This window comes from Promicromonospora vindobonensis (assembly GCF_042685865.1).
Taxonomy (GTDB): Bacteria; Actinomycetota; Actinomycetes; order Actinomycetales; family Cellulomonadaceae; genus Promicromonospora; species Promicromonospora vindobonensis.
Map to the genome: position 1 here is coordinate 1,653,691 of NZ_JBHUOG010000002.1, position 25,374 is coordinate 1,679,064.

The window sequence follows — 25,374 nt, forward strand, 5'->3', positions numbered from 1 at the left end:
CCACCCGGCGGCCCGCCCTCGACGCGTGAGCGCGAGAAACGGCGGGCCTCCGGGCGGGCGGGGCCGGGCCGCCAGCCGGGCCGGGCCGGGCCGGTCAGCGCTGGGTGAGAACGTCCGCCAGCGGGTCGTCGGTCCCGGCGGGGAGGACCCGCAACCGCCGAGCGATCCGTTCCGTCCCTTCGGCCGATACCTGAGCAGCGCGCTCCTTGAGGGACGCGGGGGTGTCGTGCGTGACCCGCAGGAACCAGCCGGAGCACCCGTCCAGCTCGCCGGCCGCTATCGCGTTCACGACGTCGGTGACCCGCTCGACGGGAGTCCACTCGGTGCGACCCTCGTGCAAGGTCATGCCTGTCGACATGTCCGTCTTGACGACTCCAGGCGCGAGCTCGAAGACGCGGATCCCGTGCTCGAAGCCGTCGTTGTGCAGGTTGGCGCCCATCCGGACGAGGGCGGTCTTGCTCGCGTTGTACGCCGAGCTGCCGCCCGCCATCTCGTGCGAGCTCGCGCCGGAGGCCAGGTCGACGACCCGTCCCCCGCCGCGCTCGATCATGCCGGGCACCGCGTACCGGTTGAACAGGAACGGCGCCCGCACGTTGGTCTCGAACACCGACCACCACTCGTCAGGGTCGGCCTCCCAGAGCGGATGCTCCGACTCGAGCGCACCCGCGTTGTTGACCAGCAGATCGATCGAGCCGAGCGCCTCCTCGGCCTGCCCGACCGCGGCGCGCACCGCAGCCGGGTCCGACACGTCCGCGGTGAGCACGACGGCGGTCGAGCCGGCAGCGCGGACCTCCTGCGCCACGGCCTCGAGCCGAGCCGGGTTCCTCGCCAGGAGGGCCACGTCCAGCCCTGCCCGCGCCAGGCCCAGCGCGATCTCCCTGCCGATACCACGTGAGGCGCCCGTCACGAGCGCCGTGCGGGCCGGCGGCACGGCGGGCTGCACCTGCGCGTCGCGAGGTGCGCCCGCCACAGGCGCGTCAGCCACGCAGCACCGCCCCCACCCTGTCCGCCGCGGAATCCACCACGGCGTCGCGCACCGCACGGACCTCCTTGGCCGACAGTGTCCGGTCCGCTGCCCGTAGGCGGAGCGAGTACGCGAGCGACTTCTTGCCCTCGCCCACCTGCTCGCCCGTGAAGACGTCGAACAGGGCCAGCTCCTCGAGCAGCTCACCGGCTCCCGCGACGATCGCCGAGCGCACCGCCTCGGCCGGCACGTCGCCGTCGACCACGAAGGCGAAGTCCTCCTTGGCCGCGGGGAACGCCGACACGGAGGCCGCAACGACCGGCTCGCCCGACGCCGCGGCGACCAGGGCGCTCAGGTCCATCTCGAACGCCGCGGCACGAGCGGGCAGAGCGAGGCTCTCGACGACCTTGGGGTGCAGCTCGCCCGCATGGCCGACCAGCGTGCCGTCCGTGAGCTCGAGGCGCGCGCAGCGCCCCGGATGCCATGGCATGTGGTCGGGATCCGCGGAGACGACGAGGTGCACCCCCGCACGGTCGGCGACCAGGCGGGCGGCCGCGAGAGCGTCCGCCCAGCCTGCGGCACGTCCGCTGCCCCACCAGCCCGCGAGCTCGCGCTTTCCGGTCAGGACCCCGGCAACCCGACGGGGCTGGTCCGGGACCGCAGCGGCCAGCGCCGCGAGCTGCTCTGCGGTGGGTCGCACGCCACCGGGCAGCACGGGAGCAGCGGGGGCTCCGGCGGTCGGGCGGGTGACCAGGCCGATCTCGTACACCGCGAGGTCGGTGATCCCGCGCGACACGTTGCGTCGCACGGTGTCGAGCAGCGTGACCAGCAGGTTGGACCGCATCAGCGGCTTGTCGTCCGCCATCGGGTTGACCAGGCGGAGCGAGACGCGCCGCGGGTCGTCATCGGGCAGCCCGAGGGCGTCGTACTCCGGTGCGCCGACGAACGGGTAGCTGAGCGTCTCCACGAACCCGGCCTCGGCCAGGGCGCGAGCGACGGAGCGGCGGGTCCGCTGCTCGGTCGTGAGACCGCGGCCACCCGGCGCCGACGGGAGCACCGACGGAATCTGGTCGTACCCCTGGATGCGCACGACCTCCTCGACCAGGTCGGCCGGATCCGTGAGGTCGGGGCGCCAGGTCGGCGGGGTGACGGTGAGGACCGCGACCGGCTCGACCACCGAGGTGGCCTCGACCGTCGCGCCGATCTCCTCGAGCGTGCTGCGCACCTGCTCGGGGGTGTACTCGACGCCCGAGAGCCGGGTGGGCTCCGTGACCTTGAGCTGGATCGGCTTCTGCAGGGTCGCCTCAGCGGTCGTGTCGAGGTCGCTCACCGCCGCGTCGGCGGTGCCGCCGCCCAGCTCGACCAGCAGGTCGACGACGCGCTGTGCCGCGACGGCGGGCAGGAGCGGGTCGACCCCACGCTCGAACCGCTTGGCGGCCTCGCTCGACAGCTTGTGCCGCCGCGCCGTCCGGGCGACGGTGATCTGGTCGAAGTGCGCCGCCTCGACGAGCACGTCGGTCGTGGCGTCGCTGACCTCAGAGGAAGCGCCACCCATCACGCCGGCGAGACCGAGCACGCGGCTGCCCGCGCCGTCGGGCGAGTCGGTGATCAGCAGGTCCTCGGTGTCGAGCGTGCGATCGGCGTCGTCCAGGGTGGTGAGGCGCTCCCCTGCCGCCGCGCGGCGAACCACGATCGGGGCCGAGACCTTGGCGAGGTCGTAGGCGTGCAGCGGCTGCCCCAGGTCGAGCATCACGTAGTTGGTGATGTCGACGGCCAGGGAGATGGACCGCATGCCCGAGCCCTCGAGGCGGTGCTTCATCCACGCGGGCGTCGGGGCGGACGGGTCGATACCACGCACGATGCGCGTCACGAACCGGTCGCAGCCCACGACGCCGTTGATCGGCGCGTCGTCCTGCACCCGCACCTCGAACCCGTCGGCCGTCGGAGCCGGCTCAGCGCCCGTGGCCAGGCCGCGGTCCGTGAACTTCGCGCCCGTGGAGTGGGCGTACTCACGCGCCACGCCGCGGTAGCTGAACGCGTACCCGCGGTCCGGGGTCACGTTGATCTCCAGCACCTCCTCGCCGAGGCCGAGGAGCGCTACCGCGTCCTGGCCGGGGGTGAGGTCCTGCTCCGCGAACCCGTGCCGCGTCAGCACGAGGATGCCGTCCTGGTCCTCCCCGATCCCGAGCTCGCGGACCGAGCAGATCATGCCGTCCGACACGTGCCCGTAGGTCTTGCGGGCGGCGATGGGGAACGGCCCTGGCAGCACGGTGCCGGGCAGCGCGACGGCCACGAGGTCACCGGGCGCGAAGTTGTGCGCGCCGCAGACGATGCCACGGGACCCGTCGACGTTGTGCTCCGGGCCCACGTCGACCTGGCACCAGTTGATCGTCTTGCCGTTCTTCTGCGGCTCGGGGTGCATCTCGAGCACGCGACCGACGACGAGCGGACCGGTGACGGCCGCCCCGTGGATCGCCTCTTCTTCCAGGCCGACCTTGACCAGGTCGGCGGCGAGCTGCTCTGCGGTGAGGTCCGCAGGCACCTCGACGTGGTCCGCGAGCCAGTCCTTCACGATGAGGGGCACTTCAGATCTCCGTCCCGAACTGGGTGGAGAAGCGCACGTCGCCCTCCACTATGTCGTGCATGTCCGCGATCGAGTGGCGCAGCATGAGCGTGCGCTCGATGCCCATGCCGAACGCGAAGCCCGTGTACTCCTCCGGGTCGACTCCGGCGGCGCGCAGGACGTTCGGGTTGACCATCCCGCAGCCACCCCACTCGATCCAGCCCGCGCCACCCTTCTTCTGCGGGAACCACAGGTCCATCTCGGCGGACGGCTCCGTGAACGGGAAGAACGCAGGGCGCAGGCGGGTCTTGGCCTCGGGCCCGAACATCGCCCTGGCGAACGCGTCCAGCGTGCCCACCAGGTTCGCCATGGTGAGGCCCTTGTCGACCGCGAGGCCCTCGACCTGGTGGAACACCGGGGTGTGGGTCTGGTCGAGCGCGTCCGTACGGAACGTCCGGCCCGGGCAGGCGATGTACAGGGGCACACCACGCTCAAGCAGGGAACGCGCCTGGACGGGCGAGGTGTGGGTGCGCAGCACGAGGTTGGAGTCGTTGTCACCGTCGCCGGCGACGTAGAACGTGTCCTGCATCTGGCGAGCCGGGTGGTCCGGGCCGAAGTTCAGCGCGTCGAAGTTGAACCACTCTGCCTCGACCTCCGGGCCGTCGGCGATCTCCCAGCCGAGGCCGACGAAGAAGTCGGCGATGCGCTCCTGGACCAGCTCGATCGGGTGCCGCGCGCCGGGCGCCGTGCGCTGGACCGGGAGGGTGACGTCTACCGTCTCCTCCGCCAGCACGCGTGCGTCGCGCTCGGCCTCGAGCTCCGTCTGGCGGGTGGTGATCGCCTGGTTGATCTGCCCGCGACGCGGGCCGACGAGCTTGCCGGCCTTCGCCTTGTCCGGGCCGGGCAGCGCCCCGATCCCCCGGTTGGCGAGAGCCAGCGAGCTGCGGTCCCCCGTGTGCTGGGTGCGGACGGCCTTCAGCGCGTCGAGGTCGCCGGCCTTGGCGATGTCGTCGAGGGCGGCCTTGACCGCGGCGTCGAGCGCCGCCTCGTCGAGCGGATCGATGGGTGCCTTCTCATCGGGCGTGGACATGCTTGCCTTCCTGGCGGATTCGGGAGCCGGCCCGGTCCCCTGCCTGGGGACCTGCGCCGGCATGTGAAGTCTAGGTGCCCGCCAGGGCTCAGGACGCGTTGTCCACAGGGCAGCTCAGTGCCCGCGTACAGCACTCGCCGCACGGCCCGTAGCGGGCCGCATAAATCGGCGGGTCAATGGCTGCATGGCGCCATCATTCCATGCTCCGGCAAGGACCGGCAACGTGGATTCGTCGGGTTCGCCCACGCGCGCTTGGCACACTTTTTCGAGTGTCAGCGGCTCGGCGTAGCGTCTGCGTTGTCTCCACGACCGGGGCGGCCCTGGTCCCGGTCGTGGGGACGACGACCAGAGCCAGGCTCAGCCCTCGAGGTCCCAGGTCTCCAGGACCTCGTAGCGCGGACCGCCCTGTGCCCCTTCACCGGGAAATGACGCCACCAGTGCGAACGAGTCCGCCGTCCAGTCGGGTCCCGCGTACACGGACAGCGCCTGCGCGGCAGGCTCCAGCGCCGATCGCGGCTCGGCTCCCGCGCGCTTGCCCCAGCGGTCCCGCCCGCTCGGCGGCCTGACCTGGCCGGCACGCGCGTGGGCGACGGTGACGTGCGCGCGGTGCGGCTTGACGTCCTCCGGCACCTCGCGGGGCGAGGCGGCCAGGCAGTCGGTCGCCAGGTCGTGCAGGGCACGCGTTCCCCCGTCGACGCCGATCCAGAGGACGCGAGCGCCGTAGGAGCCTGCACCACGCAGGCGCAGCTCGACGGGCCCGTGCTTGCGGGCGACGTCGGACAGCTCCTCGCACAGCTCGGGCACCGTCCCCTCAGGGAGGTCCGCGTAGAACGCGAGCGTGATGTGCAGGTTCTCCCGGGGGACCCAGCGGGGCGATGCGGGTACGCCGTCGATGGCGAGCCCGAGATGGTCCTTGACACTCGTGGGCGGGATGACCGCCGTGAACAACCGCACGCCACGATCCTATGTGCGCGCCCCGGCCGAGCGGGAGACGGTTTCGACCCGGCAGCGGGCGAGCGGTTTATCAGGTACAAGACAGTCAAGCCCTTGACAAACATCCCGTGGGCACCGCATCGTTGTTGTCAGGCACTTGACAGACAAGCGCCTGACAACCGAGGAGGACCGTGAACCACCCGAACGAGAGCGAACCGAACGAGAACACGATCGAGAGCGAGGCCGACATGAACGAGACCATCGCGGACGAGACCGAGACCGCCGACCCGCGCCAGGAGGCGACGCACCGGCTGTCGACCGTCGGCATGCTGCAGCTGCACCAGCTCAGGCGCGCCAGGCGGCCCGGGCGCGGAGCCCCGTGGCTGGACCCCAGCCAGGGTCAGGGCCGGGTGCTCGCGCTGTTGCAGCTCAAGCCCGAGACCACCCAGAAGGACCTCACGTTCCTCCTGGGCATGTCCCGGCAGGCGACCGCAGAGCTGCTGTCCAAGCTGGAGAAGCAAGGGCTGATCGAGCGCGAGCCGTCGCCCGACGACAGGCGCGTGGTCGTCGTCCGCCTCACCGAGGCGGGCAAGGCCGCCGAGCAGGCCACCGAGCGCCCACCGCACGGGACGCCAGAGCTGCTGGACGCGCTCGACGACGACGAGGTGGCCCAGCTGTCCGGCTATCTTGGCCGGATCATCGAGCACGCGGAGCAGGAGTGGGCCGGCCAGCTCGGCGATCGCCGGGAGGCGTTCGAGGAGTTCTGGCGCTCCCGCGGCGGGTTCGACCCGCGCATGCGGCCCGGGTTCGGTCGCGGCGGGTTCCCCGGCGACTTCGGCGGCCCCGGCGGCCCTTGGGGGCCCGGGGGTCCCGGCGGGCACCCCGGCCATCACGGCCGTCGCGGCCGACGCGGCCGACGGGACGACCAGGCCGAGGAGTGACGGCGAGTGGCCGGCCTCAGCCGGGCTCGGTGCGACTCAGCGCTGGGCCCGGCTGCTCGCGTACAGGCAGACGGTCGCGGCGGTCGCCAGGTTGAGCGACTCGGCCTTGCCACGGATCGGCACCCGGACGACGGCGTCGGCCAGGGCGCGGTCCTCTTCCGGCAGCCCCCAGGCCTCGTTGCCGAACACCCAGGCGGTCGGCCCCGCGAGGTCGGGGGTGGCGCCGCTCCCGGCGTCGTCAAGGAGCTCGTCCAGGTCGAGCGGACCTGTGCCGTCGGCAGCCAGGACGTGACAGCCGACCGACCGCAGCTCCGTCAGCGCGGCGTCGAGGGAGAGCCCGGTGACGACCGGCAGGTGGAACAACGATCCGGCGGTGGAGCGCACCACCTTGGGATTGTGCACGTCCACGCTCTCCCCCGCGAGCACCACCAGGTCGGCCCCCGCCGCGTCAGCGGCGCGAATGACGGTGCCGGCGTTTCCGGGGTCGCGAACGGCAGCGAGCACCGCCACCAGGAGCGGCCGGCCCGCTCGCTCGGGATCCCGTGCGTCCAGTGCCTCGCGGAGCGTCGGCACGGCGGACCGGACGACGGCGAGCACGCCCTGGGCGTCGGCGCTCATCGCCTCGAGCACCTCGGGTGTGCCGAAGTGCAGGAACAGCCCGGCCGCGCGGGCGTCGTCGACGATCTCCGCGTAGCGCGCAGCGGCAGCGGGCGTCAGGTAGACGTCACGAACCGACGGCGCAGCATGCCGCACGGCCTCTCGCACGCCCTGGGGGCCTTCGACCAGGTACAGCCCGTGCCGGGAGCGCGCCGAACGCCCGGCCAGTGCCCGTACCTGCTTGACGCGGTCGGCTCGCGGGTTCGCGAGCGTCACATCGAGCATCGACGGGGCCTCCGAAGAGGAAACTGTCCGGGCGTCCGGTGAACTGCTCAACCTCAGGCAGCGGCCGGGGCGTTGACATCCGCCGGCAGCGCGTCCTTGGCGACCTGGACGAGGGCGTTGAACGCCGCGACGTCGTTGACCGCAAGCTCCGCGAGCATGCGACGGTCGACCTCGACACCAGCGGCCTTGAGGCCCTGGATGAGGCGGTTGTAGGTCAGACCCTGCGCGCGGGAGGCAGCGTTGATGCGCTGGATCCACAGCTTGCGGAAGTCACCCTTGCGGGCCTTCCGGTCGCGGTACGCGTAGACGAGAGAGTGAGTAACCTGCTCCTTCGCCTTGCGGTAGAGGCGCGAGCGCTGGCCGCGGTAACCGGCGGCGCGCTCGAGGGTTGTACGGCGCTTCTTCTGGGCATTTACTGCCCGCTTCACGCGTGCCACGTGAGACTCCTTGTACTTCGGGGCTGAAAGGGTTCTTGGCAACGCCTGTCAGGCGCAGCCATCAAGGTCACTTACCGAGCAGCTTCTTGACCTTCTTGACGTCGGCCGGTGCAACGGCCTGGTCCATGGCCAGACGACGCGTGCGACGGCTGGACTTGTGCTCGAGGTAGTGGCGCGCGTTGGTCTGCTCGCGCATGATCTTGCCGCTACCCGTGATCCTGAACCGCTTCTTCGAGCCGGAGTGCGTCTTGTTCTTCGGCATGACTGCCGTCTCTCCTCATGTCGGTCGACCGCTGCTGGAGCGGCGACGTTGTACCTGGGCCAGTAGGCCGGCCCGGTGTCGTAGTGGTCTTGGGGACCGTGGCCTCAGGCCTTGCGCGGCGCACGCGGCTTGGGGGCCACGGGCTTCGGCGTCGGCTTGGGGGCCGGTACGGGCTTGGGAGCTGCCTTGGTGGCCGGCTTCGCTGCCGGCTTCGAGGCAGTCTTGGCCGCGGGCTTGGTGGCCGGCTTCGGCTCCGCAGGAGCAGGCGTCTCGACGACGGGCTCCGGCTCGGCTTCCGCAACGGGCTCGGGCTCGACGACGGGCTCGGGCTCGACGACCGGCTCCGGCTCAGGCTCGACGACCGGCTCGGGCTCGACGACGGACTCGGGCTCAGCCTCTTCGACAACGGGCTCGGCCTCCGCGACGGGCTCTTCGACGACGGGCTCGGGGGCCGGCGCTGCGGCAGGCTCCTCGACCGAGGTCTCGACCGTCTCGTCCACCTGGTCCTCGTCCGGCTCAAAGCCCTCGGGCTCGTCCGCCGCACGCGCCCGCGCCTTGGCCTCCGACTTGGTCATCCGACCAGCGTTGACCTCGTCCGCACGCTTGCGCTGCTCGACCTTGGCGTCTGCCTTCCGCTTGACCGGCCCGAGGACCATGGTCATGTTGCGGCCGTCCTGCTTCGGCATCGACTCGACGAAGCCGAGGTCCGAGACATCCTCCGCCAGGCGCTCCAGCAGGCGACGACCCATCTCCGGGCGCGACTGCTCGCGGCCACGGAACATGATCATGACCTTGACCTTGTCGCCGGCCGACAGGAAGCGAACGACGTGGCCCTTCTTGGTGCCGTAGTCGTGCGGGTCGATCTTGAGACGGAACCGGATCTCCTTGAGGACCGTGTTCGCCTGGTTGCGCCGTGCCTCTCGTGCCTTCATGTCGGACTCATACTTGAACTTGCCGAAGTCCATGAGCTTGGCGACGGGCGGGCGGGCGTCCGGTGCAACCTCGACGAGGTCAAGGTCAGCGTCCTGGGCGAGCTTCAGGGCGACCGCCGTGGCAACCACGCCGACCTGCTCCCCGCCAGGACCGATGAGTCGGACCTCGGGAACACGGATCCGGTCGTTGATGCGAGGCTCGGTGATGGTGATGCTCCTTGGAAGTCGTTGATTGACCACCAGGAACGAGAAATGGCTCCCGCCCTGAACACAGGTGGAAGCCATCGCAAGGAAAGGGTGCGGCGGCTCGGCGAGAACAACACCAAACCTCTGCACCCGACCTAGGACCCGGACTCTGTCGGCACCTTTCGGCGCTCGGTCGTGACTCGGGTGGGATGGGAATCCACTTTGTGCACCCGGCTCGCACCGGGTCGGTCGTGGGACAACGATAGCAGCCTGGCGGCGACCCTCGCCATACCGGCCGGTGTGAGGTCGACCGCCCCGGTCCGGCGCATGACACGGGGCACCCCCACAACTGGAACCATTCCAGTTTAGGGTCTAGGCTCAAGGACATGATGTCGACCGCCCCCGCTGCCGCGACGCCCGAGGATCTCCTCCGCGGCGCCGGCCTGCGCGTGACCGCGGCCCGCATCGCGGCGCTGCGCGCGGTGGGCCACCAGCAGCACGCCACGGCGGACGACGTCCTGCGCTCGGTCCGTGCCGAGCTCGGCACGGTGTCCGTGCAGGCGGTCTACGACGTCCTGCACGCGCTGACCGACGCGCACCTCCTGCGCCGGATCGAGCCGGCAGGCCATCCAGCGCGCTACGAGCGACGCACCGGCGACAACCACCACCACGTCGTCTGCCGCGTGTGCGGCACCATCGGCGACGTGGACTGCACGGTCGGCCACGCCCCGTGCCTGACCCCGAACGACGACCATGGGTTCGTGATCGAGACCGCAGAGGTCACCTACTGGGGGCTGTGCCCGGACTGCAGCGCGTGAGCCGCAGCGAGCCGGGCAACCGAGACGTCGTCGACCCATGCCGAACCCCGCAAGAACCCCCGCAAGCAGCAGCAAAGGAAGGCACGTCTGAGATGACTACCCCTTACACCACCACGCAGACCGGCACCCCGGTCGCCAGCGACTCGCGCTCGCTGAGCGTCGGTGCGGACGGCGCGACCGTCCTCCACGACCGCTACCTGGTCGAGAAGCTCGCCTCGTTCAACCGCGAGCGCGTGCCGGAGCGTAACCCGCACGCCAAGGGCGGCGGCGCGTTCGGCGAGTTCGTCGTGACCGAGGACGTCTCGCAGTACACCCGCGCGGCGGTGTTCCAGCAGGGCGCGACGAGCGAGACGCTGCTGCGCTTCTCCTCCGTCGCCGGTGAGCAGGGCTCGCCGGACACCTGGCGCGACGTGCGCGGCTTCTCGCTGCGCTTCTACACGGAAGAGGGCAACCTCGACATCGTCGGCAACAACACGCCGGTCTTCTTCCTCCGCGACGCGATGAAGTTCCCGGACTTCATCCACTCCCAGAAGCGCCTCGGCGCCTCCGGCCTGCGCGACGCCGACATGCAGTGGGACTTCTGGACGCTGTCGCCCGAGACGGCGCACCAGGTCACCTACGTCATGGGCGACCGTGGCCTGTCGAAGTCGTGGCGCCACCTCAACGGCTACGGCTCGCACACGTACCAGTGGATCAACGCCGAGGGCGAGCGGTTCTGGGTGCAGTACCACTTCATCTCGCAGCAGGGCGTCGAGAACATGACGAGCGCCGAGGCGGAGCGGATCGCGGGCGAGGACGCCGACTACTACCGGCGCGACCTGTACGAGGCGATCGACCGCGGCGAGCACCCCTCGTGGGACGTCAAGGTCCAGGTCATGCCGTACGAGGACGCCAAGAGCTACCGGTTCAACCCCTTCGACATGACGAAGGTCTGGCCGCACGCCGACTACCCGCTGATCAAGGTCGGTACGTTCACGCTGAACCGCAACCCGCGCAACTTCTTCGCGGAGATCGAGCAGGCGGCGTTCTCCCCGGGCAACCAGGTGCCGGGCACCGGCATCTCCCCCGACAAGATGCTCATGGCGCGCGTCTTCGCGTACAACGACGCGCACCGGCACCGCATCGGCGCGAACTTCAACCAGCTGCCGGTCAACCAGCCGCACGCTGCCCCCGTCGCCAACTACATGCACGAGGGCGCGATGCAGTACCAGTTCAACGGCCCCGAGCACCGGGTGTACACGCCGAACTCCTTCGGCGAGCAGGGCGGCCCTGTGGCCGACCCGGCGCGCGGCGTCGAGTCGGCGTGGGAGTCGGACGGCGAGCTCGTGCGCTCTGCGCAGACGCTCCACTCCGAGGACAGCGACTTCGGCCAGGCCGGCACGCTGTACCGCGAGGTCTTCGACGACGGCGCCAAGGCGCGCTTCCTGGAGACCCTGACCGGGCAGGGCCGGTCCATCACGATCGACGAGATCAGGGAGCGGTTCTTCCAGTACTGGACGAACGTCGACGAGGAGCTGGGCGCCAAGCTGCGCGCGGCCGTCGCTGCCTGATCCAGCACAGCAGCACGAAGGCCGGGTCCCCGTCGGGGCCCGGCCTTCGTGCTGTCCGCATCAGCATCAGGGCATCAGGGATATCCGCAGGATCTGGTCGGGCTTCTTGCCCGCCGACGCTCGGCCCCGCTACCGTCACGGAGAGCTCTAAAGCGCTTTAGCGCACTGCACGACACCCACGACACCGCACCACGGCCAAGGGAGTCAACGATGTCTCGCTCGTTCGTACGGATCGGCGCCGCTGTCGCGGCCGGCCTGCTGGCCCTGACCGCGGCGGCAGGCCCGGCGGCCTCGGCGCCCGAGCACGACCAGGAGCCGGAGTCGGCCTCCCACCGGGTGCTCGCCTTCTATCAGACGATCTACGAGACCGGCTCCGACGGCGTCCGCCGCTACGTCGATCCCAAGCCGCTGCTCGGCTCGGTCACGGACGTGAACGTCGGCGCCATCCACCTGAACGCCGACGCCTCCCTCACGGTCAACGACATCCCGGCCGACCACGGCGAGCTCGGCGTGATGTGGGACGACCTGGCCACGATGCAGGACCAGGGCGTCACGGTCAGCGCGTTCGTCGGTGGAGCAGCGCCGGGTACCTACCGGTACCTGCGCGAGGACTTCGACCGGTACTACCCGGTCCTGCGGGACTTCCTGCGCACCTACGGCCTCGACGGCGTGGACCTCGACATCGAGGAGACGTTCTCCCTCGCCGACACGGTCCACCTGGTCGACACGCTGCGCGCCGACTTCGGCCCCGACTTCGTCATCACGTTGACGCCGGTCGCCACCGACATGGCCGGACGGACGAGCTTCTCGGGCGGGTTCTCCTACGCCGAGCTGGAGCGCCGGGCCGGCGACCGGATCGACTGGTACAACACCCAGTTCTACTGCGGCTGGGGCGACCTGTCGTCCACCAGGGTCTACGACCAGATCCTCGCCAACGGCTTCACCCCGGACCGCGTCGTGGCAGGCACGGTCACCAACCCTGCCAACTGCAGCGGATACGTGGACTGGCCGACCTTCGACGCCACGGTCGGCACCCTGGCGGCGCGGCACCCGGACTTCGGCGGCGTCTTCGGCTGGGAGTACTTCAACTCGGTCGGGTACGACGGCGGCGGACGCGCCAGCTGGTTCGCGCACGCGTCCGACGTCGTCGGTTCCTGAGCTCAGGCTCGGACGACCGTGGCTCCGGCCACCCGGTCGTACGGTGTGCGCCCCGCGCCGACGAACAGCATGACGACGTAGGCGATCGGCAGGGCGTAGGCGGCCGCCGTGAGGGCGGCGAGGCCCGGTCCGACCGTCGGGGACCAGACCAGGCCGATCGCCGCCGCGTGCCCGATCGTCCACGGCAGGGCGATCTTGAGCGCGTTCCGGAGCAGCGCGGCGGCGAACGAGAGCCGCTCACCGTCCCGCGCTCCCGTCACCCGCAGCCCCATCACCCGTTTGCCGATCGACGCCTGCCGCCCACCCGACTCCAGGACGGCGAGAGAGACCGTCAGCGGCACAGCGGTGAGGACCCCGGCGACGACGTTCGCCGTCACGACGGACCACTGTCCCGTCACCCCGGAGAGGTACAGCGGGATCCCGACCGCCGCGAGCAGCGCGAGCCACACGACGAAGCAGAGCCAGTCCACGAGCCATGCCACGATGCGCCGCCAGGCCTCGGGTTTCACAGGCCTGACGCTACCGCGCAGCCAGTGGGCCAGGACCGGGCACCCCCACCGACGGTCTAGGACACGAGCAGCTCCACCTGGGCAAGGGTGTGCCCGTCGTGGAGCTCCAGCCTGAGCCCTGACACCGGCGGCGCTCCCGCACCCGCGAGCGGCACGGGCCGGTCCAGCACGAACGGCCGCAGCTGGCCCGGCCAGCGCCACTCCTCGCCGGACCGCTCGTCCAGCACCCGCCCGTCGTCCGCGACCAGACGCCACGCCGAGGGCGGGCCGCCGTCGCCGCCGACCGGCGAGGTGCAGCACGTGAGCGTGTAACCCCGCAGGACGGCTGCCCGCGGCAGCTCACCGGAGGGGCGCCACTCGAGCGTCCCGTCCACCCCCGTCGACGTCGTCAGGTCGCCGTCCGTCAGCAGGGGAAGGGGCCCGGCCGCGCCGTGCCAGGCGCCGTCGAGCCGCTGCCACGGCCCGGCAGGTGCCGCGTCACCCGCACCGGTCCCGGCGTCCGACGACGGGACGCCCCAGCCGGTCGGCGTCGGGGACAGCGCGTACCGCAGGGTCGCTCCCCCGGCCAGGTCACCGTGCTCGACCGAGGGCGAGGTGACCTGGCGTGCCGCGCCGGCGCTGTCGAACAGCTCGAGACCCGCGATGTACCAGCGGTCGGCGGCGTCCGGCGCCTCGACCACCAGGTCGCCGTCGGGCCGGTGCACCACCGCCCGCTCGAAGAGCGGCGAGGTGACCGCCCAGCGCGACGAACCGATCTCCAGCGGGTACAGGCCCAGCGCCGACAGCACGTACCAGGCGGACATCTCGCCGTTGTCCTCGTCGCCGTGGTACCCCTGCCCGATCTCGTTGCCGGTCCACAGCCGCGTGAGGATCTCGCGCACCGACTCCTGCGTGCGGTCCGGGCGCCCGGCGAACAGCCACGTGTACGGGATGTGGTGCGACACCTGGTTGGACTGCCCGAGCTGGCCCATGCGCACGTCGCGCGCCTCGACCATCTCGTGGATCACGAACCCGTAGGTGCCGGGCCGGTCCGCCCGCTCCGGGGTGGCGGAGAACAGCTCCAGCAGCCGCTCGAGCCCGGCGCGCCCGCCGTGCAGGCCGGCCAGGCCCGCGCCGTCGTGCACGGGGTGGAAGAGGAAGTTCCAGGCGTCGGACTCTGTGTAGTCCCCGCCCCACTCCCCCGGGTCGAACGGCCCCGCACCGAACGAGCCGTCCCGGTCGCGCCCCCGGAAGAACGCCGTCCCCGGGTCGAAGAGGTGCACGTACCCGAGCGAGCTCTGCCGGAGGTAGACGGCATCGGAGCGCAGCGCGCGACGGCGGCCCTCCGGAGTGCCGGGCGCGTCCGCCAGCGCCTCGGCCATGCGGGCCAGCCCCGCGTCGTTGATGTAGCCCTCGAGGCTCCAGGACACCGACTCGTCGACCGAGCGCGGCACCCAGCCGTGGGTGAGCGCGAAGTCCTGCCCCTTGCGGCCCACGCCGGACCGGGTGGGCAGGGCGGTCGCGTTGCGCAGGCCCGCGTCGTAGGTGGCGAGCGGGTCGGGCAGGTCCACGCCACGCAGGTACAGGTCGGCGAAGGCCACGTCGGAGGACGTGCCGGTCATCAGGTCGGCGTAGCCGGGCGAGGACCACCGGGCGACCCAGCCGCCCTCGCGGTACTGCTGCACGAACCCGTCGGCGAGGCGCGCCGCCACCTCGGGGTAGAGCAGCGCGTACGCGGGCCAGCAGGTGCGGTAGGTGTCCCAGAACCCGTGGTTGACGAACATCTCGCCCGGTCGGGCCGGTGCACCGTCGAGCACGGGCGAGGCGTGCACGGGCGTGCCGTCGGTCCCTACCTCCGTGTACGACGACGGGTACAGGTTCAGCCGGTAGAGGTTCGAGTAGAGCGTGACCTGCTGCTCCGGGGTGGCGCCCTCGACGTCGAGCACGCCGAGGCGCTCCTCCCACTGTGCCCTGGCGCGCTCGGCCACGTCCGAGAAGGACCCGCTGACCTCACGTTCCAGGGCACGCCAGGCGAGGTCCTCGCTGATGTACGACGTCGCCACGCGCACCTCGACCGTGCGGCTCGCCCGGTCGCCGGCGCCGGCCGGGTCCAGCGCGACGGTCGCGAACGTGGCGTGGTCCCTGCCGCGGGCCCTGCCCGTGCGCAGCACCGGCCGGGACACCTGGCCCACGACGTACATGCGGCTGCGGCCGACCGAGAGCACGCTGCCGTGGTCGCTCCAGCCGGTGAGCGTGCCGTCGTCGTGCACCGTCACGGCGACCGGCGGGCCGTCGGCGCCCTCGTCGCTCACTGCGTCGATGATCAGGTGTCCGGTCGTGGCTCCGGACGGGAAGGTGAACCGGAGCACGCCGCCGTGGTCGGACGCCGCGACGGCCACGCGGGCGCCGTCGTCCAGGTCGACCGCGTAGCGGTGCGGACGGGCGGTCTCGTCGTCGTGCGAGAACCCGATCGCACGGGACTCCAGGCCCGCGTCGGGGACCCCTGCGTCACCGGGCCGCACCGGGACCAGGTGGAACGCGAGCTGGTCGCGGTCTCCCATCCACGGGCTCGGCTCGTGCGAGATGCCGACGCCCTGCAGCCGCGGGCGGTTGTCCGGCCCGTTGTGCGCGGCCCAGGAGTACATCCAGCTCGCCGACGACGCGTCGGTCAGCGGCACCCACATCGTGAACCCGTTCGGCACCGCCGCCGCCGGCACGGTGTTCCCGCGCGAGTACGCGCCCGACGAGTGGGTCCCGCGCCGGGTGTCGACGAGGTCGGTGCGACCGGTCACCGTGCGGGCGGGGCGGGGCGCCACGGTCACCGCGTCGAGCCATACCTCCGTGTCGCCGCCGTCCGGCGGCGCCGTGACGACCGCGGCAGCGCGTACGCGCCGGCCGGGCAGCCGTCCGGCCACCTGGTCCAGGTCCACGCGGACCAGGTTCCAGTGGTCGGGCACCAGGATCCGCGCGTCCCCCTGCCCGACGGCGGTAGCGAGCATCCCGTGCTGGTCGGTGAGCGCCGGCACCGGTTCGGTCAGCGAGAGCCACGTGCCGTCGTCGAGCAGCAGGTCGATCGCGACGTAGGTCGAGCGGTAGGTGAGGTCGGCGTCGAGCACCGGCAGGAGCGTGTAGGTCAGGGTGACGCCGGCCGCCAGCGGCACGTCGAGCCCGTCGAGCACCACCGTGCGACCGTCGCCTGCGTGGCTGATCCGCTGCGCGTGCTCGCCGGTCAGGCCGACCCCGGGCCGGCCCGCCGGGACGTGTGCGGGCCCGGTCATGCCGCCCCCTCCCCGACGCGGCCGGTACTGCCGCGTACCGTCAGCACCGGGACGGCCGCGCCCACGACGTCGGGCACCTCCCGGCCGCGGACCACCGAGAGCAGCGTCGTCGCCACGAGCTCGCCGAGCTCGAAGGTGTCCCGCGTCATGGCGGTGAGCGGCGGGTGCGCGAGACGCACGAGCTCGGAGTCGTCGAAGGACGCCACGGAGACGTCCCCCGGCACGCCGAGCCCGGCTTCGGTCAGTACGGTGACGCCCGCGAGCGCGGCGACGTCGGAGTCGTAGACGATTGCAGTAGGCCTTTCGTCGCGAGCGAGGATCGCCCGGGTGGCTGCCGCGGCCTCGACCTGCGAGAAGTCCGTCGGCACTGTCGTGATGTGGAGGCCGAGGCGGGCCTCTGCGTCGTGCAGGGCGGAGACTCGCCGCGCGGAGTGCACGTAGGCGGGGACTCCGCCGACGTGGCCGATGTGCACGTGCCCCAGCGCGGCCAGGTGCTCGGCGAGGGTGGTCATGGCGAGGTGGTCGTCGGCGAACACCGCCGGTACCGGCCCAGGGACGCCGTCGCCGCCCACCAGCACGGCGGGCAGGCCCATCCGTGCCAGCTCGGCGGGGCGCGGGTCGTCCTGCTCGAGATCGAGCACGACCACCCCGTCCGTGCGCCGCTCGGCCGCCCAGCTCCGGTAGACGTCGAGCTCGGCCGCCATGTCCTCCACCACGAGGAGCTGGAGGGCGACGAGGTCGGCCGAGAGCCGCGCCTGCAGCCCGGAGACGAGCTGGGCGAAGAACGGTTCGACGCCGAGCGTCCGCGCCGGGCGTGCGACGACCAGGCCCACCGTGTCGGCCCGCCGCCCGCCCAGGGCTCTGGCGGCGACGTTCGGTCGCCAGCCGAGCTCGGCGACGGCGGCAAGGATGCGGCTCCTGGTCTGCTCGCTGATCCCGGGGCGGTCGTTCAGCGCGAAAGACACGGCCGTCGGGGAGACACCGGCATGGGCTGCGATGTCGGCGATCGTGGGCCGCCGGGCCGCGCCTCTGCGCGCCGCCCTCACAGGTCGGCAAGCAGCTTGTTGCACTCTTCCACCGCCGCGTCGAGGGCTTCCCGCGAGGTCTTGTCCCCCGCGATCGCCGCCACGAACTGCTGGTTGATGACGGTGGTCATCGCCTCGTCCACCTCGACCGGCTGGAGCACCTCGGCAGTCGGGAGGCTCTTGAACGCGATCTCCTTGGCGGCGCCCTGCGGTGTGCCGTCGCTCCGGGCGAGGTCAGGGTTCTCCTGCGAGGCGGTGGTCGACGGGAACACGCCTGGCACCTCTGCGGCGAACGCCTCCTGGTTGGCGGCGTTCGTCAGGAACTGCGCCAGCGCGACCGCTGCCGGCCGGTTCGCCGACTCGTCCGAGACCGACAGCCCCTGCACGTACAGCGGGGTGGCGCCGAGGTAGGGCGACGAGGCGATCTTGCCCTCCAGCGCCGGGTTGGTCTCGAGCACCCTGTTGATGAAGTTGCCGCCACCGGTCGACCACGCCACCCTGCCCTCGATGAAGAGCCTGCTGTTGCCGAGGTAGGCGTCGGTGAGCACGTCGTCGGGCAGCAGCCCGTCGGCGTACGCGCCGCGGTAGACGTCGAGCAGCTCGGCCGCCTCTGGCGTGTTGAACGTGAACTCGGTGCCGTCCTCTGACAGCACCGGAAGGCCAGCGGCCGCGAAGTCGCCCAGGCCGGGCGTGCGGCTCATGAGGTAGTCGCCGGTGGTGTCCATCATGGTGCGCGCCTGCTCGACGAGCTCGTCGAGGGTGGTGGGCGGCGCCGCCGGGTCGAGGCCTGCGTTCTCGAACATCTCGGTGTTCCAGTAGTTCAGGTCCGTGGTCAGGTACCACGGATAGCCGAACGTGCCTTCGAGCCCCGCGTACCGGTACGCCTCCAGCGCACCGGGCACGTAGGTGTCCGCGAGGGTCTCGTCGTCCTCGGCGATGTCCGTGAGGAGGCCTTCGCGCGCGAGCTGGAACGCGAAGTCGGGGGGCAGGTTCGTGACGTCGGGCAGCTCGCCCGCCGCGGCCTGCGAGAGCACCTGCTCCGCGTAGCCGTCACCCGGCTGGTCGATCCAGGTCACCGTCGTACCAGGGTGCTCCCGCTCGAAGTCGTCGATGACGCCCTCGACGTACCGGGTGAAGCTTGGCTCGAGCGCCCAGGTCTGCAGGGTGACCGCACCGGTCACCCCGCTCACGGGCCGCACCCCGGTAGCCGCTTGCGTGCCGCCGGTGCCGCCGAAGGAACAGCTGCCGAGGACGGCCAGCACGGTCAGGGCGGCTCCGGCCGCCCCGATCCTCCTGATCTTCATGACAGTTCCTTCCAGCAGATGCCTCGTCGCGTCCTTGGTACGTCCCTGGTGCTGCCTCGGCCGACGCCACTAAAGCGTTTTAGCCTCGACAGCGTCGCGCGTGCCCCCGATGGTGTCAAGAGGAGCCCGTCCTGGCGTGCCGGACCGACGGGTCACGAGGGTGAACTGTCGGTCCGGCACGCCAGGATGCCGGGTCTCAGGCCCGCGTGAACCGCAGGGTACGGACCTCGAACGGGCTCAGCTCGACCGCGACGCCGTGCTCCGTCAGGTCCACCGTGCCGCCCTCCACGTCGTCCTCGATCAGGCTCACGGTGCGCGCACCCGCTACCGGCGTCGCGACCGTGACGGTGCCCGACGCACGGCGCCCCAACGCCTCGTAGACCCGCACCACGAGATCGCCCGACCGGTCGTCGGCGAGCTTGACCGCCGACAGCGTCACGCCGCCCGACACGCTGACCAGCGGCTCCACGCCGGACGCGCCGCGCAGCTCACGCGGACGCGCGCCGAACGTCGCCCCCGCCGCGGTCGCAGCGGCGGTGTCGACGCCGACCACCAGACCGTAGCGGTGGGTCTGGATCCCCTGGTCGGTCTCCGGGTCGGGGAACCGCGGGGCCCGCAGCAGGGACAGGCGCACGGTGGTCGTCACCTCTGGTGCTCCCGACGCCGGCGCGACACCGTCGTCGGACACCTCGCGGGTCACGTCGTACCCGTAGACCGAGTCGTTGACGAGCCCGACGCCGAACCCCGGCTCCTCCGCGAGCACCCACCTGTGCATGGAGGTCTCGAACTTGGCCGCCTCCCAGCTCGTGTTGGTGTGGGTGACCCGCTTGGTGAAGCCGAACTGGGTCTCCGCCGCGATCTGCTCTGCGCGCACGTCGAGCGGGAAGGCGACCTTGAGGAACTTCTCGGCCTCGTGCCAGTCGGTCTCCATGCTGACCTCGAGCGTGCGGCTGCCCGGCGCGAGCGTGATCACCTGGTCCAGGCTCGACGCGGAGAACGCGCGGTGCACGGTCACGACGGCCACGCCGTCGTCCACGACGGCGGTCACCTTCTCGGCCGCACGCAGGTCGGTCACCGAGTTGCGGTAGAACCGGTCCACGTCCCAGGCGTCCCACTTGTTGGGGAAGTCCTGGTGCAGCTGCAGCACGTTGGCCTGCCTGCCGGGCGCCACGGCATCGCGTCCCGTCGCCAGGTCGACCGCGGACGTCACGTGGCCCGCCGCGTCCAGCGTGATCTGGACGAGGTCGTTCGCCAGGACGTAGCCGCCGTCCGGCAGCTCGGTCAGGGTGCTCGGCGCCGACGTCGGGCCGGCGGCCGGCCCTACGCCCAGCGCGGGGACCCCCGCCTGGGCGAACACCGCCGGGTTGGCCCGCAGGACGGCGTCGCCGTCGCCCACCAGGGTCCGCAGGGAGCGCTCGATGATCTCCTGGGCACCCGCCGTGATCGCCGCGTGCTGCGCGACGGTCTCGCGGTGCACCCAGGCGATCGACGTGCCGGGCAGGATGTCGTGGAACTGCAGCAGGAGGACCTGCTGCCACAGTGCGTCCAGCTCGTCGTACGGGTAGTCCGCCCCCGTACGGGCCGACGCCGTCGCTGCCCACGCCTCGGCCTCGACGAGGAGCTGCTCGTTGCGCCGGTTGCCCTGCTTGGTCCGGTGCTGCGAGGTCAGCGTGGCCCGGTGCAGCTCCAGGTAGAGCTCGCCCACCCAGACAGCGCTGTCACCGTGTCCGGACGCGACCAGCTCCGCGCGAGCACGCTCGAAGAACCCGTCCGGGTGCTCCCAGCGGACCTTCGGGCTGCCCTCCAGATCGGCCAGGCGACTGGCCTTGCCGGTCATCTCGCGGGTGGTGCCGCCGCCGCCGTCGCCCCAGCCGACCGGGGCGATCGAACCGGTGGCGTACCGCGACTCGCGGAACTGGTGCGCCGCCTTGGCGACCTCCTCGCCGGAGAGCTGCGAGTTGTACGTGTCCATCGGCGGGAAGTGCGTCAGGACCCGGGAGCCGTCGATGCCCTCCCACCAGAAGGTGTGGTGCGGGAACTTGTTGACCTGGTTCCAGGAGATCTTCTGCGTGAAGAACCAGTCGAACCCAGCGCGCCGCACGAGCTGCGGCAGCGCGGGCGAGTAGCCGAACGAGTCGGGCAGCCAGACGCCGTGGGTGCGCAGGCCGAACTCCCGCTCGAAGAACCGCTGCCCCTGCGCGAACTGGCGCGCGAGCGCCTCCCCCGACGGCATCACGGTGTCGGACTCGACCCACATGCCGCCCAGCGGCAGGAACCGGCCCTTGGCGACCGCCTCCTTGATCCGGGTCCAGACCTCGGGCCGGTGCTCCTTGACCCAGGCGTACTGCTGAGCGGACGACATGCCGTAGACGAAGTCGTCGGTGCGGTCGATGAGGTCCGCCATGGACGACGTCGTGCGCGCGACTTTGCGGATCGTCTCCCGGACCGGCCACAGCCAGGCAGAGTCGATGTGCGCGTGCCCGACGGCGGAGATCTCGTGCGCGCTCGGCTCCGCCGGGCTGGCGAGCACGTCCGCGAGCGCCGCGCGAGCGGCGGCGGCCGTCTCCGGGATGCGCTGCAGGTCGAGCACGTCGAGGGCGTCGTCGAGGGCCTGCAGGACCCGCATCCGGCGCGAGCCGGTGGGCAGCTCGGCCTGCAGCTCGAGCAGCACCTCGACGTCGAGCGCGAGGTCGTGCACCTCGGCCTCGAAGATCGCGAGGTCCATGCGCCGCGTCGTGTACAGCGGGCGCGGCGAGGACGTCCTGGTGTCGCCCTCCTGGGTCTGCTGGAACAGGTCGTGGCCGAGCAGCACCGGGTTCGACGCGCCCTCGAGGAACAGCTCGACCCGCTCGCCGCCTGCCGCGGCGTCGGACACCGGGACGTGCTGGTTGCGGGGGTTGATCGACTTCACCGGGCTGCCGTCGGGGCGGTACACCAGCGCCTCGGACTGGAAGCCGGGCATGCTGGTGTCGAAGCCGAGGTCGATCACCACCTCGACGGCGCGCCCTGCCCAGCCGGCGGGGACCGTGCCCGTCAGCCGGAACCAGGTGGTGCCCCAGGCCCTGCCCCACGGGGTACCCACCTCGTAGGGTTCCATCGCGAGGGCCAGACCCTCCTGCGGGGAGACCGGCTCCCCCGGCAGCACGTGCCACTCGACGTCGAGCGGGACGGACGTCCCGTGGACCGCCGGCCAGATGCGCTCCGTCAGCACGCGTCGCGCGCGTCCGGTGGTCAGTGTGATGTCGTCATGCATCGAAAGGCCTCCCCTGTGTCACCGTTGAACGCACGCAGGCTACCTGCCGGACGAGATGTTCACCCGCACCCTGCCGGGATGGAAAGATAGTCTCCATGAGCTCCACCGATGAGACCCCTGCCGGCTTCGACGCTCCGGTAGGCAACGATCAGGCCACCCGTGACATCGCAGAGGTCGCAGCCGTCCAGGTCATCACGACAGCCGCCGTGCACCTCATGAGCGCCGCCGCCGTGAAGTGCGGGCTCGCGGAGGGCGACGACGCCGAGGAGCTCAAGGACCTCGACGAGGCCCGCAAGCTGATCACCGCGCTGGCCGCGCTGGTGGTCGCGAGCGCGCCGGACATCGGCAACCAGCACGCGCGTTCGCTGCGCGACGGCCTGCGCAGCCTCCAGCTCGCGTTCCGGGAGGCGTCGGTGATCCCCGACGCGCCGGGCGAGGGGCCGGGCGAGAAGTACACGGGCTCCGTCGTCTGATGACCGAAGCTCCCGCCGTAGCGGCGCCCGGTCCCGCTCCGGCACGTGGACCCCGTCGTGGCCGTGGTTCTCGTGTGCTCGCCGTCCTGCTGGTCGCCACGATCGCCGTCGGCGCCTACCTGTGGGTGACCACGGTGCGCTGGCAGCTCAACTCCGCCGAGTGGGAGGAGAAGGCGCACGGGTACGCCGAGGAGGTGGCGTCGCTGCAGATGCAGCTCGACGGCGCGAACTCCGAGCTGAAGGCCGCCCGCGACCAGCTGTCCACCGCCACTTCGCGCATCACGGACCTGGCGAACGAGAAGGCTCAGCTCGGTGACGAGAACGTAGCCTCGCAGCAGTACCTCGACTACCAGACGCAGGTCAGCGGGGCCGCTGCCACCGTGGCCTCGGCGCTCGGGCAGTGCGTGTCGGGCCAGGAGCAGCTCGTCGGCTACCTCAAGGACGCCGACCAGTACGAGGCCTCGGACCTGCGCCGCTACGAACGGCAGGTCAACGCGCTGTGCGAGGACGCGGAGCGGGCCAACGAGTCGCTGCAGCAGGAGCTGCGGCCGTGACGTCGCCCGCCCGCTCGCTCGCGGGCCGCGCCGTCCTCGTCGGAGCGCTCTTCCTGACCGGGTCCCTGGGTGGCTGCGGCGTGCTGCCTCCTCTGCCGGAGCCGGTGCCGAGCGACATCGTGCCGTCCACGCCGGTGGACCTGTCCCCCGCGGCGGGCGGGGACGCCCTGAGCCCTGACGGCTTCGACGCGGTGGAGCGGATGGCGGTCCGTATCCGTAACGTCGGCTGCGAGGAGCTGTCGACGGGTTCCGGGTTCGCCGTCGACGACCACACCCTGATCACCAACAAGCACGTCGTCGCGGACTCGAAGGAGCTCGAGGTCAGCACGTACGACGGGCACGACATCACCGTCGGCGCGACGGCGACCGCGGGGCTCGCGGACCTCGCCGTCGTCCGGACGACGGACCCGCTGCCGTCGTTCCCGGAGCTGGCGAAGACCGACCCGAAGCCGGGCGATCCCGTCACAGTGGTGGGCTACCCGGCGGGTGGGGAGCTCACCGTGACGGAGGGCGAGGTCATGGGCACGACACGGGACCCGCTGAACGCGAACCTCGGCGAGGTGCTGCTCACGGACGCCCCGGTCGAGCCCGGCTCGTCCGGGTCGGCCGCGCTGGACGACAAGGGTCGGGTGATCGGCGTCGTCTACGCGAAGACCGCGGACGACAACAGCCTGCTCGTGCCGCTGTCGACGCTCCAGGACATGCTGGCCGACGACACGGCGTTCACGCCGGCGAAGGGTTGTTGAGAGCGGCCCTGGTCAGCGTGCCGCGCCGATCCGCAGCTCCAGCGAGTCCACCCGGGCCGAGATGACCTGTGACGCCGCGAGCCGGGCGTTGACCTGGCCAAGAACGGTGTCGAGCCCGGCACGGTCCAGTCCAGGGTCGAGGGCGAGCACCACAGCGACCTCCGCCGTGCGGCCGGGCTCTGCGTGCGCCCGTACCACGTGCTGCACGGGCGCTGCCGCGACCGCGATCTCCGACGCTACCTCGGGGTCTACGGCGAGCCCGTCCTCGTGCGGTACCAGGGCCGGCCGCCACTCCTCGCCCTGCGCCAGCGCCCAGACGGCGGGGCGTGGCACGAGCGCCGTCGACGGCCCGGCGGGGTCCACGACGATGAGCGCCCAGTTCTCGTTCACCGCGGAGAGGGCGGCGCGCGTCGCCTCGACCGGCACCGGTCGGGCGTCGGTCCGCCAGGACTGCATGGCTGCGACCGACGTGAAGACGGGCAGCGCCCGGCGCCCGTCCGGTGCTTCGAGCGCCACGACCCCCGAGGACGCCTCCTTGTCGACGGTGAGCCCGTCCGGGTTCTGCTCGGCGACACCGAGCTCGGCCAGCACCGGGACCAGCACCCTGGTCTCGGCCAGCCGGGCGACGACGTCGCGCAGCGTGGTCGCGCCGGTCGTGTAGCCGGCCAGCAGCCGGGCCAGCTCGGCGTCGGCCGAGCCGTCGTCGTCCGCGAACTGGCTGGACGGCTGGATCGACTTCACTTGGTGACCTCGTCGCCCACAGGCCCTGCGACCTCGTCGGCCGGGCGACCCGCGACGTCGAGCGCCTCGGGCAGGGTGAACGCACCCGCGTACAGCGCCTTGCCGACCACTGCGCCCTCGATGGTGCCCAGCGCGCGCAGCGCGGTCAGGTCGTCGAGCGACGAGATGCCGCCAGAGGCGACGACGTGCGCGGGAGTGCGCGCGGCGACGTCGGACAGGAGGTCCAGGTTGGGGCCGCGCAGCGTGCCGTCCTTGGTCACGTCGGTGACCACGTAGCGGGCGCAGCCCGCCTCGTCGAGGCGCGCGAGGACCTCCCAGAGGTCCCCGCCCTCCTTGGTCCACCCGCGTGCGGCGAGCGTGGTGCCGCGCACGTCGAGGCCGACGGCGACGCGGTCGCCGTGCTCGGAGATGACCTTGGCCGTCCAGGCCGGGTCCTCGAGCGCGGCGGTGCCGAGGTTGACGCGCCGCGCGCCGGTCGCGAGCGCGCGCTCCAGCGACTCGTCGTCGCGGATGCCGCCCGACAGCTCCACCTGCACGTCCAGCTCGCCGACCACGCGCGCCAGCAGCTCGGCGTTGGAACCGCGCCCGAAAGCGGCGTCCAGGTCCACGAGGTGGACCCACTCGGCGCCGCCGGACTGCCAGTCGAGGGCGGCCGTCAGCGGGTCGCCGTACGAGGTCTCGGAGCCGGCCTCCCCCTGGACGAGGCGGACGGCCTGGCCGTCGGCGACGTCGACGGCGGGCAGGAGCACGAGGCGGTCGGTCATGTCTCTCCAAAGTCAGTCTGAGTCTGAGCTGA

Annotated in this window: 22 protein-coding genes; 7 read left to right on the top strand and 15 right to left on the bottom strand. The window is 71.8% G+C overall.

Annotation, left to right across the window (positions count from 1 at the left end; genetic code table 11):
- Positions 1-94: 94 nt before the first annotated feature.
- The 4 genes from ACFS27_RS20685 to thpR form a co-directional block, all read right to left on the bottom strand.
- Positions 95-985, bottom strand: a complete 891-nt coding sequence (locus ACFS27_RS20685) for an SDR family NAD(P)-dependent oxidoreductase (RefSeq protein WP_377186794.1) — start codon at positions 983-985, stop codon at positions 95-97.
- On the bottom strand, positions 978-3,548 hold the full coding sequence (pheT, locus tag ACFS27_RS20690) for a phenylalanine--tRNA ligase subunit beta (RefSeq protein WP_377186797.1): 2,571 nt from the start codon (positions 3,546-3,548) through the stop codon (positions 978-980). The genes ACFS27_RS20685 and pheT overlap by 8 nt, the downstream gene beginning before the upstream one ends.
- A 1-nt stretch (position 3,549) precedes the next feature.
- Positions 3,550-4,617 carry a phenylalanine--tRNA ligase subunit alpha gene (gene pheS / locus ACFS27_RS20695; RefSeq protein WP_377186800.1) on the bottom strand — a complete coding sequence of 356 codons (1,068 nt, stop codon included), beginning with the start codon at positions 4,615-4,617 and terminating at the stop codon, positions 3,550-3,552.
- A gap of 357 nt (positions 4,618-4,974) precedes the next feature.
- The gene (thpR, locus tag ACFS27_RS20700; protein WP_377186803.1) at positions 4,975-5,571 is read right to left on the bottom strand and encodes an RNA 2',3'-cyclic phosphodiesterase; all 597 of its coding nucleotides are present in this window, start codon (positions 5,569-5,571) and stop codon (positions 4,975-4,977) included.
- Positions 5,572-5,741: 170 nt separating this feature from the next.
- Between thpR and ACFS27_RS20705 the strand changes: the two genes are divergently transcribed.
- On the top strand, positions 5,742-6,491 hold the full coding sequence (locus tag ACFS27_RS20705; protein WP_377186806.1) for a MarR family winged helix-turn-helix transcriptional regulator: 750 nt from the start codon (positions 5,742-5,744) through the stop codon (positions 6,489-6,491).
- Between the two features lie 36 nt (positions 6,492-6,527).
- Here ACFS27_RS20705 and ACFS27_RS20710 read toward each other — a convergent pair whose 3' ends face one another.
- The 4 genes from ACFS27_RS20710 to infC form a co-directional block, all read right to left on the bottom strand.
- Positions 6,528-7,373: a TrmH family RNA methyltransferase gene (locus tag ACFS27_RS20710; RefSeq protein ID WP_377186809.1), complete on the bottom strand. Its 846-nt coding sequence runs from the start codon at positions 7,371-7,373 to the stop codon at positions 6,528-6,530.
- 53 nt (positions 7,374-7,426) lie between these two features.
- Complete coding sequence (rplT, locus tag ACFS27_RS20715) at positions 7,427-7,810, bottom strand: 50S ribosomal protein L20 (RefSeq protein ID WP_108490904.1); 384 nt, start codon at positions 7,808-7,810, stop codon at positions 7,427-7,429.
- Positions 7,811-7,877: 67 nt separating this feature from the next.
- Complete coding sequence (rpmI, locus tag ACFS27_RS20720) at positions 7,878-8,072, bottom strand: 50S ribosomal protein L35 (RefSeq protein WP_377186812.1); 195 nt, start codon at positions 8,070-8,072, stop codon at positions 7,878-7,880.
- Between the two features lie 104 nt (positions 8,073-8,176).
- Positions 8,177-9,289, bottom strand: a complete 1,113-nt coding sequence (infC, locus tag ACFS27_RS20725; RefSeq protein ID WP_377186815.1) for a translation initiation factor IF-3 — start codon at positions 9,287-9,289, stop codon at positions 8,177-8,179.
- Between the two features lie 287 nt (positions 9,290-9,576).
- Between infC and ACFS27_RS20730 the strand changes: the two genes are divergently transcribed.
- From ACFS27_RS20730 to ACFS27_RS20740, 3 genes are all read left to right on the top strand, one after another.
- A complete protein-coding gene (locus tag ACFS27_RS20730; RefSeq protein WP_377186818.1) occupies positions 9,577-10,008 on the top strand; it encodes a Fur family transcriptional regulator in 432 nt (143 codons plus the stop codon).
- A 92-nt stretch (positions 10,009-10,100) separates the two neighbouring features.
- Entirely contained in the window at positions 10,101-11,558 is a 1,458-nt protein-coding gene (locus ACFS27_RS20735; protein WP_377186821.1) for a catalase, read from the top strand.
- A gap of 210 nt (positions 11,559-11,768) precedes the next feature.
- Entirely contained in the window at positions 11,769-12,716 is a 948-nt protein-coding gene (locus tag ACFS27_RS20740) for a glycosyl hydrolase family 18 protein (protein WP_377186824.1), read from the top strand.
- A gap of 2 nt (positions 12,717-12,718) precedes the next feature.
- On the opposite strand, the gene ACFS27_RS20745 is transcribed toward ACFS27_RS20740, so the two are convergent.
- The 5 genes from ACFS27_RS20745 to ACFS27_RS20765 all read right to left on the bottom strand — a co-directional run bounded on the left by ACFS27_RS20745 (position 12,719) and on the right by ACFS27_RS20765 (position 22,064).
- Positions 12,719-13,225: an RDD family protein gene (locus tag ACFS27_RS20745; protein WP_377186826.1), complete on the bottom strand. Its 507-nt coding sequence runs from the start codon at positions 13,223-13,225 to the stop codon at positions 12,719-12,721.
- A 56-nt stretch (positions 13,226-13,281) separates the two neighbouring features.
- Positions 13,282-16,482 (bottom strand): GH92 family glycosyl hydrolase, encoded by a 3,201-nt coding sequence (locus ACFS27_RS20750; RefSeq protein WP_377186829.1) that lies wholly within the window; start codon positions 16,480-16,482, stop codon positions 13,282-13,284.
- A complete protein-coding gene (locus ACFS27_RS20755) occupies positions 16,479-17,552 on the bottom strand; it encodes a LacI family DNA-binding transcriptional regulator (protein WP_377186832.1) in 1,074 nt (357 codons plus the stop codon). Before ACFS27_RS20755 ends, ACFS27_RS20750 begins: the two co-directional genes overlap by 4 nt.
- Positions 17,525-18,811 (bottom strand): ABC transporter substrate-binding protein, encoded by a 1,287-nt coding sequence (locus tag ACFS27_RS20760; RefSeq protein ID WP_377186835.1) that lies wholly within the window; start codon positions 18,809-18,811, stop codon positions 17,525-17,527. The genes ACFS27_RS20755 and ACFS27_RS20760 overlap by 28 nt, the downstream gene beginning before the upstream one ends.
- A 196-nt stretch (positions 18,812-19,007) precedes the next feature.
- Positions 19,008-22,064, bottom strand: a complete 3,057-nt coding sequence (locus ACFS27_RS20765) for an alpha-mannosidase (protein WP_377186838.1) — start codon at positions 22,062-22,064, stop codon at positions 19,008-19,010.
- A gap of 95 nt (positions 22,065-22,159) precedes the next feature.
- Between ACFS27_RS20765 and ACFS27_RS20770 the strand changes: the two genes are divergently transcribed.
- The 3 genes from ACFS27_RS20770 to ACFS27_RS20780 are packed head-to-tail and all read left to right on the top strand — an operon-like array spanning position 22,160 to position 23,837.
- Positions 22,160-22,537 (top strand): DUF1844 domain-containing protein, encoded by a 378-nt coding sequence (locus tag ACFS27_RS20770; protein WP_377186841.1) that lies wholly within the window; start codon positions 22,160-22,162, stop codon positions 22,535-22,537.
- Positions 22,537-23,091 carry a hypothetical protein gene (locus ACFS27_RS20775; protein WP_377186844.1) on the top strand — a complete coding sequence of 185 codons (555 nt, stop codon included), beginning with the start codon at positions 22,537-22,539 and terminating at the stop codon, positions 23,089-23,091. Before ACFS27_RS20770 ends, ACFS27_RS20775 begins: the two co-directional genes overlap by 1 nt.
- Positions 23,088-23,837, top strand: coding sequence for a S1C family serine protease (locus tag ACFS27_RS20780; protein WP_377186847.1), 750 nt, complete (start codon positions 23,088-23,090; stop codon positions 23,835-23,837). Before ACFS27_RS20775 ends, ACFS27_RS20780 begins: the two co-directional genes overlap by 4 nt.
- Before the next feature lie 12 nt (positions 23,838-23,849).
- On the opposite strand, the gene ACFS27_RS20785 is transcribed toward ACFS27_RS20780, so the two are convergent.
- Both ACFS27_RS20785 and priA read right to left on the bottom strand, forming a co-directional pair.
- Complete coding sequence (locus ACFS27_RS20785; RefSeq protein WP_377186850.1) at positions 23,850-24,578, bottom strand: SseB family protein; 729 nt, start codon at positions 24,576-24,578, stop codon at positions 23,850-23,852.
- Positions 24,575-25,342 carry a bifunctional 1-(5-phosphoribosyl)-5-((5-phosphoribosylamino)methylideneamino)imidazole-4-carboxamide isomerase/phosphoribosylanthranilate isomerase PriA gene (priA, locus tag ACFS27_RS20790; protein WP_377186853.1) on the bottom strand — a complete coding sequence of 256 codons (768 nt, stop codon included), beginning with the start codon at positions 25,340-25,342 and terminating at the stop codon, positions 24,575-24,577. Before priA ends, ACFS27_RS20785 begins: the two co-directional genes overlap by 4 nt.
- Positions 25,343-25,374 lie beyond the last annotated feature (32 nt).

Coding starts and splice junctions, on each gene's coding strand:
- pheS (WP_377186800.1), bottom strand. CDS start 4,617: ATGTCCACGCCCGATGAGAAGGCACCCATCGATCCGCTCGACGAGGCG.
- ACFS27_RS20710 (WP_377186809.1), bottom strand. CDS start 7,373: ATGCTCGATGTGACGCTCGCGAACCCGCGAGCCGACCGCGTCAAGCAG.
- rpmI (WP_377186812.1), bottom strand. CDS start 8,072: ATGCCGAAGAACAAGACGCACTCCGGCTCGAAGAAGCGGTTCAGGATC.
- infC (WP_377186815.1), bottom strand. CDS start 9,289: ATGGCTTCCACCTGTGTTCAGGGCGGGAGCCATTTCTCGTTCCTGGTG.
- ACFS27_RS20730 (WP_377186818.1), top strand. CDS start 9,577: ATGATGTCGACCGCCCCCGCTGCCGCGACGCCCGAGGATCTCCTCCGC.
- ACFS27_RS20735 (WP_377186821.1), top strand. CDS start 10,101: ATGACTACCCCTTACACCACCACGCAGACCGGCACCCCGGTCGCCAGC.
- ACFS27_RS20740 (WP_377186824.1), top strand. CDS start 11,769: ATGTCTCGCTCGTTCGTACGGATCGGCGCCGCTGTCGCGGCCGGCCTG.
- ACFS27_RS20750 (WP_377186829.1), bottom strand. CDS start 16,482: ATGACCGGGCCCGCACACGTCCCGGCGGGCCGGCCCGGGGTCGGCCTG.
- ACFS27_RS20760 (WP_377186835.1), bottom strand. CDS start 18,811: ATGAAGATCAGGAGGATCGGGGCGGCCGGAGCCGCCCTGACCGTGCTG.
- ACFS27_RS20765 (WP_377186838.1), bottom strand. CDS start 22,064: ATGCATGACGACATCACACTGACCACCGGACGCGCGCGACGCGTGCTG.
- ACFS27_RS20770 (WP_377186841.1), top strand. CDS start 22,160: ATGAGCTCCACCGATGAGACCCCTGCCGGCTTCGACGCTCCGGTAGGC.
- ACFS27_RS20775 (WP_377186844.1), top strand. CDS start 22,537: ATGACCGAAGCTCCCGCCGTAGCGGCGCCCGGTCCCGCTCCGGCACGT.
- priA (WP_377186853.1), bottom strand. CDS start 25,342: ATGACCGACCGCCTCGTGCTCCTGCCCGCCGTCGACGTCGCCGACGGC.